We start from the raw sequence: 16,847 nt of genomic DNA on the forward strand, positions 1-16,847 counted from the left end.
CCCGGCGGTGCGCCGAAACCGCCGCCGCGCGGGCCTCCCCCGCCGCCGCCAAAGCCGCCGCCGCCCCGTCCGCCACCGCCGCCCCGGGCCTGGGCCTCTGGCGCAAACAGGTGGGACATGGTGAGCAGACCCGGCGCGTCAAACACCAGGGTCAACGCGGCCGCCAAAACCATGACCAGCGACGCCAGTCGATGCCGTCTGTGGTGATTTCTCATACGAGCAGCCTCACTTGGCTTCCTGGCGGGCGATGAGGGGGGCGAAATCGATGCGCCGCAGATCGTTGCCCGGCTTGAAGCTAAACAGCCCCGCCGGCAGATGCGGCGTCAGATTCCATTCGGCAAAGGTGGCCTCGTACTGCGGCCAGCCCATGAGATTTTTGTCGTTGATGACCAGCTTTCGCGGCAGGGGCGACTTGCCCTTTTCCACCCACAACTGCCAGTCGGCATTTTTCTGGGAGAAAAACAGGTGGTCGCAGGCCTTGCCGGCGGCGCTATGGACGCCCACGCAGTCGCCGGTGCGCACGTTGGCCAAAATTTCCTTGCACGGATCAGCATAGAGCAGATCGGCCATGGGGGCGACGATGCCGTACTTTTCAGTCAACATATCCAGGGTGGCGTCGATGGTGGCTGGCGCGTCGATGACAGCGTACACGCCCCGGTCGAGATCGGCCACGGTCACGGTTTTGCCGTCATAAACAAAAACCCGGTCGCGCTCGTCGCCGGTGATGCGGGCGTAGAGTTTGTCGGGCCGGGACACGGCAGTCTCGACGACATTGGTGAGTTCCACGGTCTGGCCGTTGGGATAGACCTGCTCATGGTTGACTTCGGCGGTGAAAGTGAATGTCTGGCGGGAAGCCAGCAGCCCGCACATGGCCGCAACCGGGGCGCTGGCCTGGGGAGCGATGTCCGGTGTTTGGGCCGGTTCGGGGACGGTTCCCGGCGTCCCTTGCGCTGCCTGGGCCGCAGCGGCCAGACAGACAAGCAGGACAACAAGTATCAAGATGCGCCGCATGCTTACCTCCTCGGGTAGCCGGTTCGCGTAACACGCCGTGGCGAACCGATTTTTTCGTATGTTGACCGTAGAAGTCCATCCGGCAAGTGTCAAGCGGACAGGCCGGGCAGACAAGCCGGATGACGCCCGCAAAAAGCGTGGCCGGGACGCTCCCTGGTTGCAGCGCAGGCCGGGCTGGTTTACCGCATTCCCAGGAGGCGACATGTTGCGGGAACTATTCACCTTGTGGCGAGATAGGGGGGCGCGTCTGGCCCGAAGCCTGGGGCAGGACCGGGAAGCCGTGTCCATCGATGCCCGCCACCGGCGTTGCCGGGCGACCTGGCAGCCGCATCTGGAGGCCACCAAGCGGCTCATCCTCGATGCCGCCGCGTCGGCTCCGGGACAGGGGCTGGCCGTGATGCTCGGCTCCGGGGCTTGCTTAGATGTGCCGGTGGCCGAACTGGCCGGGTGTTTTGGGCAGGTGGTCCTGGTCGATGCCTACCATCCCCGCCCGGCCCGGGAACTGGCCAAACGCCTGCCCAATGTGCGTCTGGTCGTGGCTGACGTCACCGGCCTGGTCCAGGCCGCCCGGGATGCGGCCAGGGGGCGCACTCCCCTGCCCTGCCCGCCGCCGTTGCCGGATATCCTGGCCGGGCTGCGGCCGGATTTGACGGCCTCGGTCAATCTGGCCTCCCAACTCCCCATCCCGTTTTACCGGCTGCTGGGCAGCCGCGTCGCCGAAACGGAGCGGGAGGCTTTTTACCGGGGGGTGGTGACGGCCCATTTCGATTGGCTGGCCGGTCTCCCGGGCAGGATCTGCCTGATCTGCGACACGGCCTGGGAGCAGGCCGACGGGGAAACGATCCTGGAGCAGTGCGACGCGCTGGAAGGCGTTATCCTGCCGCCGCCGGACCGGGCCTGGGTCTGGCGCATCGCCCCACGTCCCGAAGAATCGTCGGCCTATGACCGGCAAAACCGCGTGGCCGGGTACCTTGATTTCGCGGCGGTGTGGCCGCTGCGGGAGCTGGATGCATTACGGCTGTGAAAGCAGCCACGGCCAAGTACCGCCCCCCTGCCGGGCGCGCCATAAAAAAACGGCCACCGGGAATCCCCGATGGCCGTTCTGGGCGCGCGTGGCGAAAGAATGCCTAGTAGGTGGCGCGGAATTCGTCGCGGCGGTTCTTGGCCCAGGCGGCTTCGCCAGTGCCCGGATCCAGGGGACGTTCCTTGCCGTAGCTGACGGTGGACAGGCGATCAGCCCCGATGCCGAGGTTGGACAGGTACTGGGCGGCAGCCTGGGCCCGGCGTTCGCCAAGGGCCAGGTTGTATTCAGCCGTGCCGCGCTGGTCGCAGTTGCCTTCGACAATCAGCTTGATCTGGGGATACTGGCGCAGGATCTCGGCCTTGCGGGTCAGATTCTGCCGGGCTTCAGCCGTCAGATTGGAGCTGTCCAGGGCGAAATTGACCATCTGGGACAGTTCGGCAGAAGCAGCGCCGAGCTTCTCACGAAGAGCGCGCTCCTGTTCCAGACGAGCCCGCTCCTGCTCTTCCCAGCTGGTGCCGGAACCGTCGCCAGGGCCGCCGGCCTTTTTGGCGCAACCAAAACCGGCCAGGGAAAGCATCAGAACCAACAAAGCCAAAGTCATCATCTTCGAACGCATCATAATTTCCTTCCTCCTCACATTGCCCGCCAGGGCAGTCAAAAAACCGAAGGGCTTTGCCCCAGGGCTGTTCCCGGATTGAGCTGGCGAAGCGCCACCGGAACCGGCCCCCAATTACGCCTCCTGCAATAAATTGCAACAGGCAATTCATGGAGGTTCCGGGGTGTTGCGAAAATGACGCAACTGCCTGAGACCCTTGCCCAGGTCCACATGGTTATGACCGCACGCCGCCCCGTTCCCGGGCCGGCGCAAAGGCCTTTACTGGGGCAGCGGCCCCCAACTCGGCATGGAGGCGGACCCGTCGCCGGTGGGGATCATCACCGGGGTCGCGCCGTGCCGGGTGGTCACGAAAATCTTTTTCCCGCCGCTGCGGGTGGACGAGAAGGCGATGAAATAACCGTCCGGGGAAAAGGACGGATTCTCGTCCGAGCCGCCGCCCGAGGTCACTTGCGTTTCCTGGCCGGTGCCCAGATCCAGGACAAAGACCTTCTGGGCGCTGCCGAGCTGCTTGGTGAAGGCAACGAGCTTGCCGTCAGGGCTTACGCTCGGGTTGGTGTTGTAGCCGGAAGTGGTGACCCGGCGGCCCCCACCGCCACCCACGGATGTCACGTAGATGTTGGGGCTGCCGGTCTGGTCGGAGACGTAGGCCATGGTGTGGCCCGAGGCGTCGAAAGAGGGCGACACTTTGATGCCGCCGCCGGATGTCAGCGGCCGGCCCGGCTGGAATCCGGCTCCGAGCAGATAGATGTCGGCCTTGCCCTGCATGGTCAGGCTCACGGCCACCTGCCCGTCGGGCAGGAAATGCGGGCTGACGACGTTGGTGGACGGCAGGGTGTAGACCTGCGGCTTGCCGCCGCCGGACCACACGCCCAGGTAATGGGCGCGCGAACCGATGAGGGTAAAAACGATGCGCCGGCCGTCAAAGGACCAGCTGGGACTGACGGCCATGCCCAGTTCGTTGTAGCTGGTCACCCGGGTCAGGCCCCGCCCGGTGGGGCGCACGGTCCAGATGTCGGTGCCCTTGCCGGAACTGGGTTTGACGAAGGCGATCTGGGAATTGAAAAAACCACCCTGGCCGGTAAGCGCCTGCATGAGTTCCATGCAAAACTTGTCGGCGATATCGGGCAATTGCGCGTCGGTGACGGAGTCGTAGCCTTTGCCGACCAGCACTTTTTGCGAATACACCTCAAAGGCCCGCAGTTCGACATTGCCGAGGTTGCCGCCCGGGGTCCAGTTGGCGGTAACGAGCACATCGACCTTGGCCAGGGAAAACGGCTTGAAATCGATCTGATCGACGGTGGCGCCGCCCACCTGCCCCGGCACGTTGGACGGGGGGACCAACTGTAAAAAGGGCAGGAACTGCAAATCCTTGTTGATCAGATCCTGGAGCTTGTCGGCCGGGGTAAGCTGGCCGCCGCCGGCAAAGGGCCGGGCCATGACCAGATTCATTTTGGCCTGTCCAGGCCCCTGGATATCAACGGCCAGGGAGGACTGGGCCTGGGCCGGGCTGGCCAGAAGGCACATGAGGACGGCCAGGGCCGCGCTCCAAAAACCATTGACGAGCATCTGCTTACGCGTGGTCATTGCCTGAAGTCCCTGAAAAACTTTGGAGGTTAAGGAGTGCGTCCTGGCGGCCCGGCGGTCCGGGACGTGGGTCCGGTCCGCCAAGGCGCGTCGCGTCTGCCGCCTGTTGTGGCGGTCTGGCGCACCATACCACCGCTCATAGCCTGATCTCGTCCCGGGCGCAATTGCCCGGGACGATTTGCCTCAAATCGTCACTGTCCCAGTTCCTGGGAACTGAATCGTAACTGCAAGACATTGAGTCCGGCCGGCGGAGCCGGCAAGGTCTCGGTCTCGTTCACAGACCTGACCGTGGAGCTATCGAAACTGGCCTGGCCCGAGGGCTGCACCAGCCGGGCATTGAGGATGCGCCCGCTGGGGTCGATGTGGACTTCGACCACGGCGATCAACACCTGTTTGAGACCGGTCTGGGGAAAACGCCAGTTCTTTTTCACTTCGCGATTCACGATCTGGCCGTACACGCCCATGGTCACGCCGCCGCCACCGCCGCCGGCACCGCCGGGCGTGCCACCGCCGCCGCCACCAGCGGCGCGTTTGGCGTCGGCCAGGGCCTTGGCCACGGGATCGCCCCCGGCGTCGCCCTTGCCCGGCCCCTGGCCCGCGCCGGAACCGCCGCCGGGACCGGCCTTGGATTTGGCATCCTTAAGGGCCTGGGCCAGGGTATCCTTGGCGGCCTTGGCATCGGCTGCCGCCTTGGCGTCCGCGGCTGCCTTGGCGTCGGCCGCTTTCTTGGCGTCATCGGCCTTTTTCGCCTCGGCCGCCTTTTTGGCATCCTCGGCTTTCTTGGCGTCTTCAACCTTTTTGGTCTCTTCCGCCTTCTTTTTGGCTTCTTCGGCCTTCTTGTGCTCTTCAGCCTTTTTGGTCTCTTCCGCCTTTTTCTTGGCTTCCTCGACCTTTTTGGCCTCTTCGAGCTTTTTGGCTTCCTCGGCCTTGCGCGTGGCTTCCTCGATTTTCTTAAAATCAGGCTCGGGCTTGGCCTGTTCCGTGGGAATGGGCTTGGCCTTGGGCTCCGGCTCGGGCTTGGGTTTGGGCTCGGGCTTTTTGGGCTCGGGCTCGGGCTCGGTATGTTTGGGCTGGGGCGGCTCAGGCACGGCAGCCACCGGCTCGGGCGGTATCGGCTTGGCCGGCGTGGCCGGAGCCTGGGGCGGCTCGGGCAGTTCCTCGGGGGCCTTGGCCGCCTCGTCAGGCCCGCCGGCCGGTTCCGGCGGGCCGGGTTCCGGGCGCTCCCCCGCGCCTTTGGGGCCAGGGGGCAGCCCGGCCTCGCCCGGCGGCAGGCCGGGAGGAGCCAGGGACACGAGATCGACCTCGTAAACCGGCACGTTGAGCTGGAATTTGACCGGTTCCATATTGACGAACAACAAGCTCGCCAACACCACGGTCAGATGCAAAAAAATGGAAAATATCCCGCCAAGGACGCGCATGATGCTCTCGATTGGGCGCAGGCGGGAACCGTGTCCCGCCCGGACCTATTTCTTTTTGGCTGCGCCGACGGCAGCGGCGGCGGCTTTGGCCGTCTTTTCGTCCTCGGCCACGACGCCGAGTTTGTCCACGCCGGCCGCTTTGATGATGCCCATGACCTTGACCACCGTGCCATAGGCCACGGACTGGTCTGCCCGCAGGAAAAGCTGTTTCTTCTGATCCGTCACCAGCCGTTTGATCTGCCCTTCCAGGTCGGCATACTCCACCTGGTACTTGTCCAGATACAATGAACCGTCGGCCTTGATGGTCATGACCAGACTGTCGCTTTCCTTGGGCAAAACGCTCACAGCCCGGGTCTGGGGCAGATCGACTTCCAGCCCCTGGGTCATCATGGGCGCTGTGACCATAAAGATGATCAGCAGCACGAGCATCACGTCCACAAAGGGCGTGACGTTGACGTCCGCCAGATACCGCCCTTTGCCGCCGGTCTGCATGCCCATGGCCTAGAACCTCTCGGGAGCAGCCGGGCGGCGCGGGGCCGCCGCAGCGCTCGGGGCGGCTTCGCGGGGAGTCCAGGTGACCTCGCGCTGGATGCGGTTTAAAAACGCCCCGGCAAAATTGACCAGTTCGTTTTCAATGGCCGTAATAAAGCCCAGGAAATAGTTGTAGGCCAGAACCGCCGGAATGGCGACGGCCAGACCGATGGCTGTGGCCACCAGGGCTTCGGAGATACCCGGGGCCACGGCCGCCAGGGCGGCGGACTGCTGCTGGCCGATGGAATGAAACGAGTTCATGATGCCCCAGACCGTGCCGAAAAGGCCGATAAAGGGCGTCGCATTGGCCGTTGTCGCCAAAAAGGGCAGTGACTTTGAGAGCTTGGCCAGTTCAACGGTCACGCCCTGGCGCAACACCCGGCGGATGTTGTCCATGGCGATGTGGCCCTTTTCCGACGGATCAAGGTCGGCCTGCTCCATGCGCACCAGTTCTTCAAAGGCCATGCGCCCGACGAAAAACGCCGGCGAGTGGCGCGACTGCCCCAGGGCCTGCATGGCCCCGCGCAGGGTGTCGGCTTCCTGGAAGCGCTCGTAATCCCGGGCCGTGTCGCGCTTGGCGGCGGTCAAGGTGAAAAATTTGACGAAAATAATGCTCCAGCAACCAAGGGACATAAAAGCCAGCACGCACAAGACGAATATAACCGTCGGCGTAGCGCCGGCCATCATGGCCCATATGCCGCCATGCGGCGTAAGCGCGTCCATTGCGACCCACCTGTGGGAAAATTTGTAGCTGGTTAGGAAAGCACGCGCGCAGCCAGAGCCGGCAGGACTTCCTGCGCCGGCGCGTACAGACTGACGTCGGCCAGGCCCGAAAAGGCGCTTTCCGCAAGATTGATTACCACAACACCCCCGCCCCTGGCCTTGACCTCCCGGGGGAGGCAATTGGCCGGGGCGACCTCCCCCGATGTACCAACCACCACAATTACGTCGGCGGCCAAGGCCAATTGACCGCTTTTGCGCAGAGCGTCAAGTGGAATGGCTTCACCAAAAAAGACAATGTCCGGGCGTACCACCCCGCCGCAGGCTTCGCAATGCCAGGGCAAGGCCTCGGGCGCAAGACCTTTGGCCAGGGCCGGATCGTGGTCGCGGCCACACCCCATGCAGGCGAAATGGCCCAGACCGCCGTGGTATTCGACCACGTTGCGCGAGCCGGCGGCCTGATGCAACCCATCGATATTCTGGGTTATAATCCCCGCAAGCCGCCCTGCCGCCTCCAATTGGGCCAAAGCGAAATGGGCCGGATTGGGTCGGGCCGCAGCCACCATACCAAGGACTTCATGCAAAAAAGCCCACACCCGGTCGGGGCGGCGGACCAGCGCTTCGGCCGTGGCCACGGCCATGGGATCATGGCGTTCCCACAGCCCGCCGGGACTGCGAAAATCCGGAATACCGCTGGCCACCGACACCCCGGCCCCGGTCAGCGCAACGACCGACCCGGCCCGGCGCAGCATCCCGGCCGCCTGCTCCAGGGCTTTTTCCAGCGCCACTTCCGGCATGTTTCCCCCAATCGCAACAAAACACATTGTAGTTTTCCGCAACAGGCTTATAGTGCCCCATACGTGTCGATCCGTAGACATGTCCCAAGGAGGGACACTCCCATGCAAAAATCCATCCGCATCCTGACCCTGGCGGTTGTTCTGGCCCTGCCGGTCCAGGGCTTCGCCGCCGGGAACATGACCCTGGCCCAGCAGCAGACCCCGCCCCCGTTTGGCTACCAGCAGGACCAGCCGCCAGGCCAACCACCCCAGGAGCAGCAGCCCTGGGGCCAGCAGCAAGGCCAGCCCCAGGGACAGCAGCACCGCGGCGGCTATGGCGTCCAGCAGCCCAGGCCGCCCATGGTCCCACCGCCGGTCATGGTCGCACCCATGCCCAGCGGCCCGCCGCCGGGCTATGCGCCCTCGAGACGGCATCAGAACCGGCAGGCCAAGGCCCTCATGCGCTGCAACCAGCGCCAGACGTCCTGCGCCCGGAACTGCAACTACCGCACCCGCGGCCGCTCCAGAACCATGTGCAACAACCAGTGCAACGTCGCCTTCGTCAGCTGCACCACCCGGGCCAACATGCGTTAACCGCCCGTAAAGGATGACGCCATGAACCGCACCCTTGCCCTCGTCCTTGGCCTTGCCGTCTGTCTCGGCGTCCTGGCCCTGCCCCAGCCGGGTCAGGCCCAACCCTGCCCGCCGGGCATGATCTGGACCCCGGGCGGCTGCCGGCCCGCAGCGCCGCCGCCGGGCTACTACCCGCCGCCGCGCTACATGCCGCCGCCGCGCTACGTGCCGCCGCCCCGCTACATGCCGCCGCCGGTCTATGCCCCGGCACCGGTCTATGATCCCGCTATCAAACAGGTGGCCCGACGCTCCATCACCCTGCGCTCCTGCCCCGGCGAAGCCTGCCCACCGACCACCGCCCTGTCGCGCGGCACGCCGGTGCAGATCCTGGCCTGGGATGGTCCCTTCGTGCTGGTGCACGTGCCCGGTTCCCGCCTCGAAGGCTGGACCAAGCGCAACCGCCTGACACGCTGAGCGGGGGAACGCCTCCGGCGGCCGGGAGGGGGTAGCCCCCTCCCGGACCCTCCCTTCCTGGGGAAGAAATAAGCACGGAGCGGGGACCAGCACCCGGCCTTTGCAAAGGGAAAATCCTGCCGCCTCGGTTACGGGGTGCCTGCGCGCTCCAGAGCCAGTTCGCGGACGGTTTGCGGCGATGTGCCGCTGGCCGTCCGCTTTTTTTCCTCGCCGCCCAGGGCCGCACGGCAGGCCGCAAAGCCCGGGTCCAGGTCGTCCAGCACGATAAAAAGCGCCCGCAACTCGGCATCGGCATGGAGCATCCGGGCGTTTTTGTGAAAATAGTCGATGATGTCATTGCCCATGGCGGCCAGCCCCGCCCGCAGATCCCGGCGGTAGAAACGCACGTCTTCGGCCACCCCTCCGGCCGGCCCATAGGCCACCAGATAGCGGTCGGGATGGACCTCGTACAAAGCGATGGCGGCAAAACGCCGGGGCAATGGCACCCGGCGGGCCATGGCCTCCACGGTCTCGCGCACCGCTCCCCGGGCAACGGTCAGACGCTGGCGGGCGAACCCGCGCCGCTTAAGCCACACCAGATGATAGACAAGCACCCGGTCATACAGCCGCTGCCGCAAGATGTAGCAGACCAGCAAGCCCACAACCAAAAGCCCCCCGGGCAGCACAATCCAAAGCGGCACCGCCGCGATCCTGGCCCCCAGCGCCTCCAACTTGCCGGCCGCGCCCGCCCCAAGCTCCAGGGCCTTGCGCCCGGCAGCGTCACCAAGCTCCAATAAAAAATCAGCCGCCTTGCCCACAAACGCCAGCAAGACCGCGCTTACACGTTCCCAGATGTCATCCACCACACACCCTCCCCGGCTGGTTTTGCGAACCGGCCCGGTACGGAGGCCGCCTTTTTCACTCTATGCGGCTACACCCGGCGCGCTGCGCTGGCAAGCCCCGGGCCGCGTCCAAACGGGCCTTGCCAAGGCACCCAACCGGCACTACCAGTCAGAGCATGCAACGCATAACCAACAGCCCAGTCTTTAACATCGGTCTGCTCACTTTCGGAGCCGCTATCTACAGCATAGGCGTCAAGGACATCGTCATGGCCAAGGGCCTCATGTCCGGCGGCGTCTCGGGCGTGGCCCTGCTGCTCTATTACCTCACCGGCGTGCTCGGGCCGGGTGTGTATTATTTCCTGCTCAACCTGCCGCTGATGGGCCTTGGCTGGGTGACCCTGTCGCGCCGGTTCATCCTCTACACCGTCTACGGCATGGGCATTTTGAGCCTTTTCATGCAGCTTATGCCCGAGCGCACGCTCATTACCGATCCGCTGCTGGCCGCCATCTTCGGCGGCGCAGTCATGGGGGCCGGCTCAGGACTCATGCTGCGCACCCTGGGCTCGGCCGGCGGCACCGACATCCTGGCCATCTGGCTCAACCAGAAATACAATCTGCGCATCGGCCAGTTCAACTTCTTTTTCAATCTGGCTATCTTTGCCGCCGGGCTGGCCTTTTACGAGCCCACGCTGGTCCTCTATTCCATTATCTTGTCCTACACCAACTCCAAGGTGATGGACTATTTCCTGGCCCTTTTCAACCAGCGCAAGATGGTCTTCATTATTTCCGACAAAGCCGACGACATCGCCAAGGATATCATCCACACCCTGAAACGCGGTGCCACCTTTTTACACGGTGCCGGAGCCTATACCGGCAAATCCAAACGCGTCATCCTGACCATCACCAATACCGTGCAAATAAAACGCCTGGAAGAACTGGTATTCTCCCACGACCCAAACGCCTTCTTCGTCGTGGAAAACACCTTCAACGTCCTGGGCGAAGGCTTTTCTCGTCGCAAGGTATATTAGATGCAAGAGGAAGAGTGCCTCCGGCGGCCAAAGGGCTGAGCCCTTTGGAATCCCACCTGAAGGCAAGGGGTTAAGGGGGAACGGCGTTGCTGCGATAGTTGGTAGGACGAAAATGCACTTCCCTCGGGTGGGCAATGCCGCAGGGCAAGCTTGCCCCGGTCCATAGCCAGGCAGTTTACCCGCCAACGCCCATAACCCCTTAAAATACTTCTCCCACCAAGGGGGTCCGGGGGGGATTATCCCCCCCGGCCGCCGGAGGCCTCTTCTGCCTTCTCTCTCCCCCTGCTTCCACTACTCCCCCAACTCGGCCAGGGCGTCCCTGGCCGCCAGCATAGCGTTTATCGCTGCCGGGAAGCCGGCGTAGACCGCCATCTGAAGAATCGTCTCCACGATCTGCTCCCGGGTCAGGCCCACAGCCCGGGCCGCCTTGACGTGGACTTTGAGTTGCGGCGTCATGGTTCCCCGGGCCGTGGCCGCCGCCATCATGGCGATCTCTTTTTGGCCGGGCGAGAGAATCTGTCTGGAGATGACATCGCCATAGGAAAAATCCAAAATAAAATCCGCCAGATCCGGGGCGATATCGGCCAGAGACGCCACCACCCGCTCCCCGGCATCCCGGCTGGTCAGGGCCAAAGTGGCCAGCCCGCGACGGCGGCGATCCGTCTCGCCGGCTGGATGGGCCGGGCGCTTGGCCACCGTAACGCCCTTGGCCGCAAACACCTCGCGGCACACGGCGATGGCATTGAGGCCAGCCGGAAAACCGGCAAAGACCGTGGCCACGTAGACGACCTCGATAATGGCCTCGGGGGACAACCCGGCGGTCAACCCGGCCTCGACGTGAAAGGCCAGCTGGGGTGCGGCGTTGCCAAGCGCCGTAAGCGCCGCGATGGTGGCAACCTGGCGCAGCGCCGGCGTCAATCCCGGACGCGTAAAAATGTCGCCGTAGCCAAATTCGATGACAAAACGTCCCAGATCCGGGGCAATGTCGGCCAGCGCGTCCTGCACGGCCTGGGCCTTTTGCGGAGCCAGGGCAGCTAACGCGGCAAAACCGCGCTCGTAGCGTTGGTTCGTTTCCATTTGCGTCTCTCCCTGTACGGGTTTCGGGCCAAGGGCCAGTCCCAGAACCAGGACGGCCAGCCAGCAACAACGGGACGGCTTGGACATGGTCGCCTCCTTGCCTGACTGGCTGCACGCTAGGCCCGGACGAGCCATATGGGAAATATCAATTTACGCAGCGATTGATACGTGAAACATATCAATCCATGGAACTGCGGGATTTCGAGTGTTTTGTGGCCGTGGCCGAAGAACTGCATTTTGGCCGGGCAGCCCAGCGGCTGGCCATGGCCCAACCGCCGCTGAGCCTGCGCATCAAAGCCCTGGAAGAAGAACTGGGGACGCGGCTTTTCGCCCGCACCAGCCGGCAGGTCGCCCTGACCCCGGCCGGGCGGGTTTTTTGGGAACGGGCCAAGGCTATGTTGGAACTGGCCGCAGCGGCCGGGGACGAGGTAAGGCGGGTCGGGCTGGGGCTGGCCGGAAAATTGACTGTCGGGTTCGTCAACCCGGCCATGGACGCTTTTTTGGCCCAGGCCCTGGCCCGCTTCCGGGAGGCGGCCCCGGAGGTGGAACTGTCCTTGCGGGAGATGACCACCCGGGAGCAGGCCGTTGCCCTGGCCGGGGAACGCCTGGATGTGGGATTTTGCCGCTTCACCGGCCAGACGCTGCCCGGGGCGGCCATCGAAGTCGTGTCGCGCGAACCCTACATTCTGGCCCTGCCGGCCGGCCATGCCCTGGCCGGCAGCACGCCGCTGCCCCTGGCTGCTCTCAACGGCCAACCGCTCATTGTGCCGCCGCGCACCGGCCTGCCGGCCCTGGCCCGGGCCATGGCCGACGCATTTGCCGCCGCCGGGGCAACACCCGTGCCGGTACAGGAAGCGGTCTCGAAATTCACCATGCTGGGGCTGGTGGCCGCCGGGGTGGGGCTGGCGCTGCTGCCGGCCTCGGCGAGGATCTGGCAACGGGCCGCAGTCGTGTGGCGCGAACTGGAGCCAGGACTGCCGCTGGTGGAACTGGCCGCCATCACCCCCGCCGGCCGCGCCTCGCCCGCGGCGACGCGGTTGGTGGAGGAATGCCAAGAGTGCCTCCGGCGGCCGGGGGGGATAATCCCCCCCGGACCCCCTTGACGAGAAAAGTTGTAGCAGGGGTACAGCACTGGCGAGCACTCTCGTCGGCTACAGACCAGAACAGCCGAAGTGGCGCTTGAGCGGTCCGCGCGATTTCCTTTCCCGAATCCTCACTTTCTGGGACGCGCTTTTGGGTCAGGCCCTGCCTGGCCCAAAAGCGCGTCCCAGGCAGGGTGGGTCCGGGAGGGGGTTACCCCCTCCCGGCCGCCGGAGGCATCTTCTGTCTTCTCTTCTGCCTTCTCTTCCCGTCCTATTTCTCGCCCTTGCGGCTTTTGAGCCAGCCGATCAGCCCATGGCAGGCGGTCAGCATCATATCGCCGCCGGGGCTGGGGAAATCCACATCGAAGCCGGCAAAGATGGCCCGTTTGGGGCCGATGACCGAGGTATAGGGGAAGATGCCGGCCTCGGGCGGCAGGGCGAGGGTCAGGCAGCCGTGCCCGCCGCTGTCAAAGACTTCGGCGTTGGGAAGCGCTCCCCGGCGGAAGCGTTCCAGATCGGCCCAGATGGCGTCGGGTTCGAGCATGCCGGTGTGGTGTTCGTAGATGCCGTGGATGCGCCGACGGTGGACCAGCGCGGCCACGGTGTGGCTGTTGCCGACATTGACGAGCATGACGCCGGTGGCATCGCTGCGGGCGGCAATGGCCGGATCGGCCAGCATCCCGAGTACGGCAGCGGCAGCGGAATCGGCCACCGGTCCGCCGCCGATGGCGTTTTGCAGCACGGCCAACCGGGTCAGTTCCGGGGGCGGGGTACGATAGACCAGGGCTTCGGGCCGGCCGCCGGATTCGCGCAAAAACCGCTCCCAGAGCTGGAAACGGCCTTCCCGGCTGCTTTTGCCGGGATGCAGGCCGTGATCCTGGGCGCAGGCCACGACCAGTTCCGGTTCGGGCAGCCCGGCCGCGCCGAGAAAGGCCCGCCAGGAGCCGGGATCGTAGTCGGCAAGCGGCAAGGGAACGTGGGCGGCCGGGCGCTCCCGGGTGATGACCACCGGGGTGGTCAGCGCCAGGCGCTGGGGGTCGTCGGTGAGCGCCCACACGGCGTCGGGGTGGGCGGCCAGGGGCAGGCCGGCTTTGAGGTGCGCCCGGTAGGCTTTGAAAAAGCCGCCGCCCATGTTGGTCCCGCACAGATAGACGGCGCGCCCGGCAGCGGTCAGCGCGGCCAGCCGCGCCCCCACCTGCCGGGCCGGGGCGGGCAGCACGAATTTGGGGCAGTTCTCGGGTTCAAGATCCGGAAAATGGTAGAGCACATCCTGGGTGCCGGAACCGATGTCCAGGCATAACACGCGACGCTGGGGCATGACACGGCCTCCTTGTCTTGGGGCCATTCTCCCTACGCCATAGGACAGGCCAGCTCAAGGGGCGCACCGGCAAGGATGGCGCAAGCGCTGACGCAACGAGCCGACCTGGGCCGGCACGCCCCGGGCCGGCCATCACACCGGCGGCAGGAGCAATCCCTCGATGGCGGCCAGCAGATGGGCCGGGTCCAGCGGCTTTTGGAGCACCGCGTCGGCGCTGCCCGGGGCCGGGACATCGTAGCCGGTGATGACCAGGATGGGGATGTGGGAAAGCAAGGGATCGCGGCGCAGGGCCTCGATGGCTGCCCGCCCGTCCATGCCGGGCATGGCCATGTCCATGGTGATGACGTGGGGGCGCAGTTTCTGGGCGGCGGCCAGGGCGGAAGCGCCGTCGTGGGCGGCGGCCACGCGGTAGCCCTCCCCTTCCAGAAACTGGATGAGGAACGAAGACACGGCCGGGTCGTCGTCCACCACGAGCACCAGCGGCCGGTCGCGGTCCCGGGGGCGGGGCAGCGGCGACGACTGGCAGGCGGTCTGGCCTGCTACCGTTGGCAACTCAAAGACAAAAGCCGCGCCCCGGGCCGGGGCCGGCTCCACCCAGATGCGCCCGCCGTAGTGGTGCATGATCTCGCGGCAGATGGCCAGCCCCAGGCCCGTGCCCTTGGACGGAGCCGAGCCTTCCGGGTCCAGGCGCACCTGGCGGAACTTGTCGAAAATAAGCTCCCGGTCGGCCGGGGCGATGCCCGGTCCGGTGTCCACCACCGTCACCCGGCCAATCTCCGGGCTGGGCTGCGACACGACCACCGTGACCCCGCCCACGGCAGTGAATTTGGCCGCATTGCCGAGAAGGTTGAGCAGCACCTGCTCCAGACGGTCCGGGTCGGCCAGGACAATGGGCGAAATCTCGGGCAGGCGCGTCTCCAGATCGACCTCGGGCCGGGTGGCGTAAATGCCGGCCACGGCGGCCACGGCGCTGGCGACCACGTCGTTTAAGCAGATTTCCCGGTCGCGCCACTGCATGCGGCCGGATTCGATGCGCGACAGGTCAAGGAAATCGTTGAGCAGGCGGGCCAGCCGTTCGCCCTCGTGGGAGAGCACGCGCAGATTGTCCTCGATGCGGGCCCCCCGTTTGGACAGTTGGGCGTCGTCGCCGGCCAGGGGCGAAAAATGCCGGGTGAAATCCCTGGCAATAAGCTTGGCAAAGCCGAGCAGCGAGGTCAGCGGCGTGCGCAGTTCGTGGGAGACCGAGGAGAGAAAGGCGCTTTTGATCTCGTCCATGCCGCGCAGGCGTTCGTTGGCCTCTTCCAGTTCCCGGGCCTTGTGGGCCAGATCGCTGGTGCGTTCCACCACAAGGTTTTCAAGGTTGCGCGTCAGGCCCTCCAGTGCCTCTTCGGCCCGGCGGCGGTCGGTGTCGTCGCGGGCCATGAGCACGTAGCCGGTCGGCATGCCCTCTTTGTCATAAATGCCCGACACCCGGGCGGCGTAGCGCCGGGGCTGCCCGCCTCCCTCAAAACGGAAAACGAAATCATAGCCGTTGTGGGCCGACACTGCCTCCAGCCCCCGGCCCAGGCGGCTCAGTTCCACGCCCATCTGGACATGGAGTTCACGCAGATCGCGCCCGGCCAGTGCTTCGGCGCGCACGTCGAAAATGGCCTCGGCCGCCGGGTTGACGTAGGTGATGCGCCAGCATTCGTCCACGGCGACAATGCCCATTTCGGCGCAGCGCAGCAGATTGTCCAAAAACATAGTCTTTTCGACCAGCGACTTGCCAACCACCCGCAGGGCCGCGTCTTTTTCTTCCAGGGCGGATTTGAGCGTGCGCACGTACTTGCTTTCCAGGCCGCGCACGATGTCGGACTGGGTGACCAGCCCCATGACCCGGCGGTCGTCGTCCACCACCACCAGCCGGCGCATGCGCCGTTTGCGCATGACCAGGGCCGCCTCGAACACCGGCCGGTCGGCTTCCACGCACACCACCGGACAGCTCATGATGTCGTAAAGTTTGAGCCGCCCCAGATGCGGGCTTTCGGCCAAAAGGCGCACCACGTCGCGTTCGGTGATGATGCCGGCCGGGCGGCCGTCGCGGGCCACGATGAGACAGGAAATGGAGCGGTCGGCCATGCGCCCGACAGCCTCGCGCACGGTGATGTTGCCGCCGGCGGTGACCACCTCGCGGGTCATGATTTCGCTGACGCGCTTGATTTCGGACAGGGAATCGTAGCCGAGACGCTGGACCAGATCGGACTGGGTGAGCACGCCCTTGACCTGGCCGGCCGCGTCCACCATGACCAGATGGCGCAGGCGCTTTTGGGACAGGAGATGGTAGGCCTCGACCAGCACCGTGTCCTCGCCCACGGTGACCACGGGCGAGCTCATGAGGTCGCGCACGGGCCGGTCGGCAAAATCCCCGCCGCGATGGGCGGCAGCCCACAAGACGTTGCGCTCGGTGACAATGCCGACCGGCCGGCCGGCATCGGTGACCACCAGGCAGGAAATGCCGTGCCGCCGCATGATCTCCAGCCCTTCGCGGGCCGGGGCGTCGGGGGATATGGCAATAACGTCCGGGGTGATGATTTCAGCCAAAAGCCTGTCGCCCATGCAACCTCCTTGGGCAGCGTCCTTGCGGGGAGCGCCGTGGGCAGGCCGATGCCCGAATTCACCGGCGATGGCAAGCGGGCGCACGCGCTGTCAAAGGGCTGCCTCGCCGCCGCAACGCACGGCAACCGTCCGGGCCGAGGCACCTGGAACCAACCCTGCGCCTGCCCCGAACTGGGGCGGGGCCGCAGGCCTGGGCCGG

17 protein-coding genes are annotated in these 16,847 nt (G+C 65.5%); 5 read left to right on the forward strand and 12 right to left on the reverse strand.

What is annotated here, in order from left to right; all coding sequences use genetic code 11:
* Together GTA51_RS20630 and GTA51_RS13245 are read right to left on the reverse strand one after the other, a co-directional pair.
* A partial coding sequence (locus tag GTA51_RS20630; protein ID WP_211922568.1) for a hypothetical protein occupies positions 1-215 on the reverse strand: 215 nt, incomplete at its 3' end.
* 10 nt (positions 216-225) lie between these two features.
* Complete coding sequence (locus tag GTA51_RS13245; protein ID WP_160961794.1) at positions 226-1,011, reverse strand: DUF2092 domain-containing protein; 786 nt, start codon at positions 1,009-1,011, stop codon at positions 226-228.
* A gap of 202 nt (positions 1,012-1,213) precedes the next feature.
* Between GTA51_RS13245 and GTA51_RS13250 the strand changes: the two genes are divergently transcribed.
* Positions 1,214-2,035 carry a hypothetical protein gene (locus GTA51_RS13250; RefSeq protein WP_160961796.1) on the forward strand — a complete coding sequence of 274 codons (822 nt, stop codon included), beginning with the start codon at positions 1,214-1,216 and terminating at the stop codon, positions 2,033-2,035.
* A gap of 103 nt (positions 2,036-2,138) precedes the next feature.
* On the opposite strand, the gene pal is transcribed toward GTA51_RS13250, so the two are convergent.
* The 6 genes from pal to GTA51_RS13280 all read right to left on the reverse strand — a co-directional run bounded on the left by pal (position 2,139) and on the right by GTA51_RS13280 (position 7,701).
* Positions 2,139-2,654 carry a peptidoglycan-associated lipoprotein Pal gene (gene pal, locus GTA51_RS13255; protein ID WP_160961798.1) on the reverse strand — a complete coding sequence of 172 codons (516 nt, stop codon included), beginning with the start codon at positions 2,652-2,654 and terminating at the stop codon, positions 2,139-2,141.
* A 255-nt stretch (positions 2,655-2,909) separates the two neighbouring features.
* On the reverse strand, positions 2,910-4,235 hold the full coding sequence (locus GTA51_RS13260; protein ID WP_160961800.1) for a PD40 domain-containing protein: 1,326 nt from the start codon (positions 4,233-4,235) through the stop codon (positions 2,910-2,912).
* 191 nt (positions 4,236-4,426) lie between these two features.
* Positions 4,427-5,653: a cell envelope integrity protein TolA gene (gene tolA / locus GTA51_RS13265; RefSeq protein WP_160961801.1), complete on the reverse strand. Its 1,227-nt coding sequence runs from the start codon at positions 5,651-5,653 to the stop codon at positions 4,427-4,429.
* Between the two features lie 45 nt (positions 5,654-5,698).
* On the reverse strand, positions 5,699-6,151 hold the full coding sequence (gene tolR, locus GTA51_RS13270; RefSeq protein ID WP_160961803.1) for a protein TolR: 453 nt from the start codon (positions 6,149-6,151) through the stop codon (positions 5,699-5,701).
* A 3-nt stretch (positions 6,152-6,154) separates the two neighbouring features.
* The gene (locus GTA51_RS13275) at positions 6,155-6,907 is read right to left on the reverse strand and encodes a MotA/TolQ/ExbB proton channel family protein (RefSeq protein ID WP_160961805.1); all 753 of its coding nucleotides are present in this window, start codon (positions 6,905-6,907) and stop codon (positions 6,155-6,157) included.
* Between the two features lie 32 nt (positions 6,908-6,939).
* Entirely contained in the window at positions 6,940-7,701 is a 762-nt protein-coding gene (locus GTA51_RS13280) for an SIR2 family NAD-dependent protein deacylase (protein ID WP_160961807.1), read from the reverse strand.
* Between the two features lie 102 nt (positions 7,702-7,803).
* Here GTA51_RS13280 and GTA51_RS13285 point away from each other — a divergent pair, with 102 nt between their 5' ends.
* Both GTA51_RS13285 and GTA51_RS13290 read left to right on the forward strand, forming a co-directional pair.
* Positions 7,804-8,274 carry a hypothetical protein gene (locus GTA51_RS13285; protein ID WP_160961809.1) on the forward strand — a complete coding sequence of 157 codons (471 nt, stop codon included), beginning with the start codon at positions 7,804-7,806 and terminating at the stop codon, positions 8,272-8,274.
* Between the two features lie 21 nt (positions 8,275-8,295).
* Positions 8,296-8,727, forward strand: a complete 432-nt coding sequence (locus GTA51_RS13290) for an SH3 domain-containing protein (RefSeq protein ID WP_160961810.1) — start codon at positions 8,296-8,298, stop codon at positions 8,725-8,727.
* A gap of 128 nt (positions 8,728-8,855) precedes the next feature.
* Here GTA51_RS13290 and GTA51_RS13295 read toward each other — a convergent pair whose 3' ends face one another.
* On the reverse strand, positions 8,856-9,572 hold the full coding sequence (locus GTA51_RS13295) for a hypothetical protein (RefSeq protein ID WP_343039514.1): 717 nt from the start codon (positions 9,570-9,572) through the stop codon (positions 8,856-8,858).
* Between the two features lie 152 nt (positions 9,573-9,724).
* Between GTA51_RS13295 and GTA51_RS13300 the strand changes: the two genes are divergently transcribed.
* Entirely contained in the window at positions 9,725-10,576 is an 852-nt protein-coding gene (locus GTA51_RS13300) for a YitT family protein (RefSeq protein ID WP_160961812.1), read from the forward strand.
* A gap of 291 nt (positions 10,577-10,867) precedes the next feature.
* Here GTA51_RS13300 and GTA51_RS13305 read toward each other — a convergent pair whose 3' ends face one another.
* Complete coding sequence (locus GTA51_RS13305) at positions 10,868-11,740, reverse strand: carboxymuconolactone decarboxylase family protein (protein WP_246198132.1); 873 nt, start codon at positions 11,738-11,740, stop codon at positions 10,868-10,870.
* Positions 11,741-11,838: 98 nt separating this feature from the next.
* Here GTA51_RS13305 and GTA51_RS13310 point away from each other — a divergent pair, with 98 nt between their 5' ends.
* The gene (locus tag GTA51_RS13310) at positions 11,839-12,756 is read left to right on the forward strand and encodes a LysR substrate-binding domain-containing protein (RefSeq protein ID WP_160961813.1); all 918 of its coding nucleotides are present in this window, start codon (positions 11,839-11,841) and stop codon (positions 12,754-12,756) included.
* A gap of 250 nt (positions 12,757-13,006) precedes the next feature.
* On the opposite strand, the gene GTA51_RS13315 is transcribed toward GTA51_RS13310, so the two are convergent.
* Together GTA51_RS13315 and GTA51_RS13320 are read right to left on the reverse strand one after the other, a co-directional pair.
* Positions 13,007-14,053, reverse strand: coding sequence for a DUF1786 domain-containing protein (locus GTA51_RS13315; RefSeq protein ID WP_160961815.1), 1,047 nt, complete (start codon positions 14,051-14,053; stop codon positions 13,007-13,009).
* A 132-nt stretch (positions 14,054-14,185) separates the two neighbouring features.
* Positions 14,186-16,648 carry a CBS domain-containing protein gene (locus GTA51_RS13320; protein WP_160961817.1) on the reverse strand — a complete coding sequence of 821 codons (2,463 nt, stop codon included), beginning with the start codon at positions 16,646-16,648 and terminating at the stop codon, positions 14,186-14,188.
* Positions 16,649-16,847 lie beyond the last annotated feature (199 nt).

Source organism: Solidesulfovibrio aerotolerans, assembly GCF_009856865.1.
Lineage (GTDB): Bacteria > Desulfobacterota > Desulfovibrionia > Desulfovibrionales > Desulfovibrionaceae > Solidesulfovibrio > Solidesulfovibrio aerotolerans.

Bases quoted from the DNA above. Each gene is read 5' to 3' on its own strand.
- GTA51_RS13245 (WP_160961794.1), bottom strand. From the start codon at position 1,011: ATGCGGCGCATCTTGATACTTGTTGTCCTGCTTGTCTGTCTGGCCGCT.
- GTA51_RS13250 (WP_160961796.1), top strand. From the start codon at position 1,214: ATGTTGCGGGAACTATTCACCTTGTGGCGAGATAGGGGGGCGCGTCTG.
- pal (WP_160961798.1), bottom strand. From the start codon at position 2,654: ATGATGCGTTCGAAGATGATGACTTTGGCTTTGTTGGTTCTGATGCTT.
- GTA51_RS13260 (WP_160961800.1), bottom strand. From the start codon at position 4,235: ATGACCACGCGTAAGCAGATGCTCGTCAATGGTTTTTGGAGCGCGGCC.
- tolA (WP_160961801.1), bottom strand. From the start codon at position 5,653: ATGCGCGTCCTTGGCGGGATATTTTCCATTTTTTTGCATCTGACCGTG.
- tolR (WP_160961803.1), bottom strand. From the start codon at position 6,151: ATGGGCATGCAGACCGGCGGCAAAGGGCGGTATCTGGCGGACGTCAAC.
- GTA51_RS13275 (WP_160961805.1), bottom strand. From the start codon at position 6,907: ATGGACGCGCTTACGCCGCATGGCGGCATATGGGCCATGATGGCCGGC.
- GTA51_RS13280 (WP_160961807.1), bottom strand. From the start codon at position 7,701: ATGCCGGAAGTGGCGCTGGAAAAAGCCCTGGAGCAGGCGGCCGGGATG.
- GTA51_RS13285 (WP_160961809.1), top strand. From the start codon at position 7,804: ATGCAAAAATCCATCCGCATCCTGACCCTGGCGGTTGTTCTGGCCCTG.
- GTA51_RS13290 (WP_160961810.1), top strand. From the start codon at position 8,296: ATGAACCGCACCCTTGCCCTCGTCCTTGGCCTTGCCGTCTGTCTCGGC.
- GTA51_RS13300 (WP_160961812.1), top strand. From the start codon at position 9,725: ATGCAACGCATAACCAACAGCCCAGTCTTTAACATCGGTCTGCTCACT.
- GTA51_RS13305 (WP_246198132.1), bottom strand. From the start codon at position 11,740: ATGTCCAAGCCGTCCCGTTGTTGCTGGCTGGCCGTCCTGGTTCTGGGA.
- GTA51_RS13310 (WP_160961813.1), top strand. From the start codon at position 11,839: ATGGAACTGCGGGATTTCGAGTGTTTTGTGGCCGTGGCCGAAGAACTG.
- GTA51_RS13315 (WP_160961815.1), bottom strand. From the start codon at position 14,053: ATGCCCCAGCGTCGCGTGTTATGCCTGGACATCGGTTCCGGCACCCAG.
- GTA51_RS13320 (WP_160961817.1), bottom strand. From the start codon at position 16,648: ATGGGCGACAGGCTTTTGGCTGAAATCATCACCCCGGACGTTATTGCC.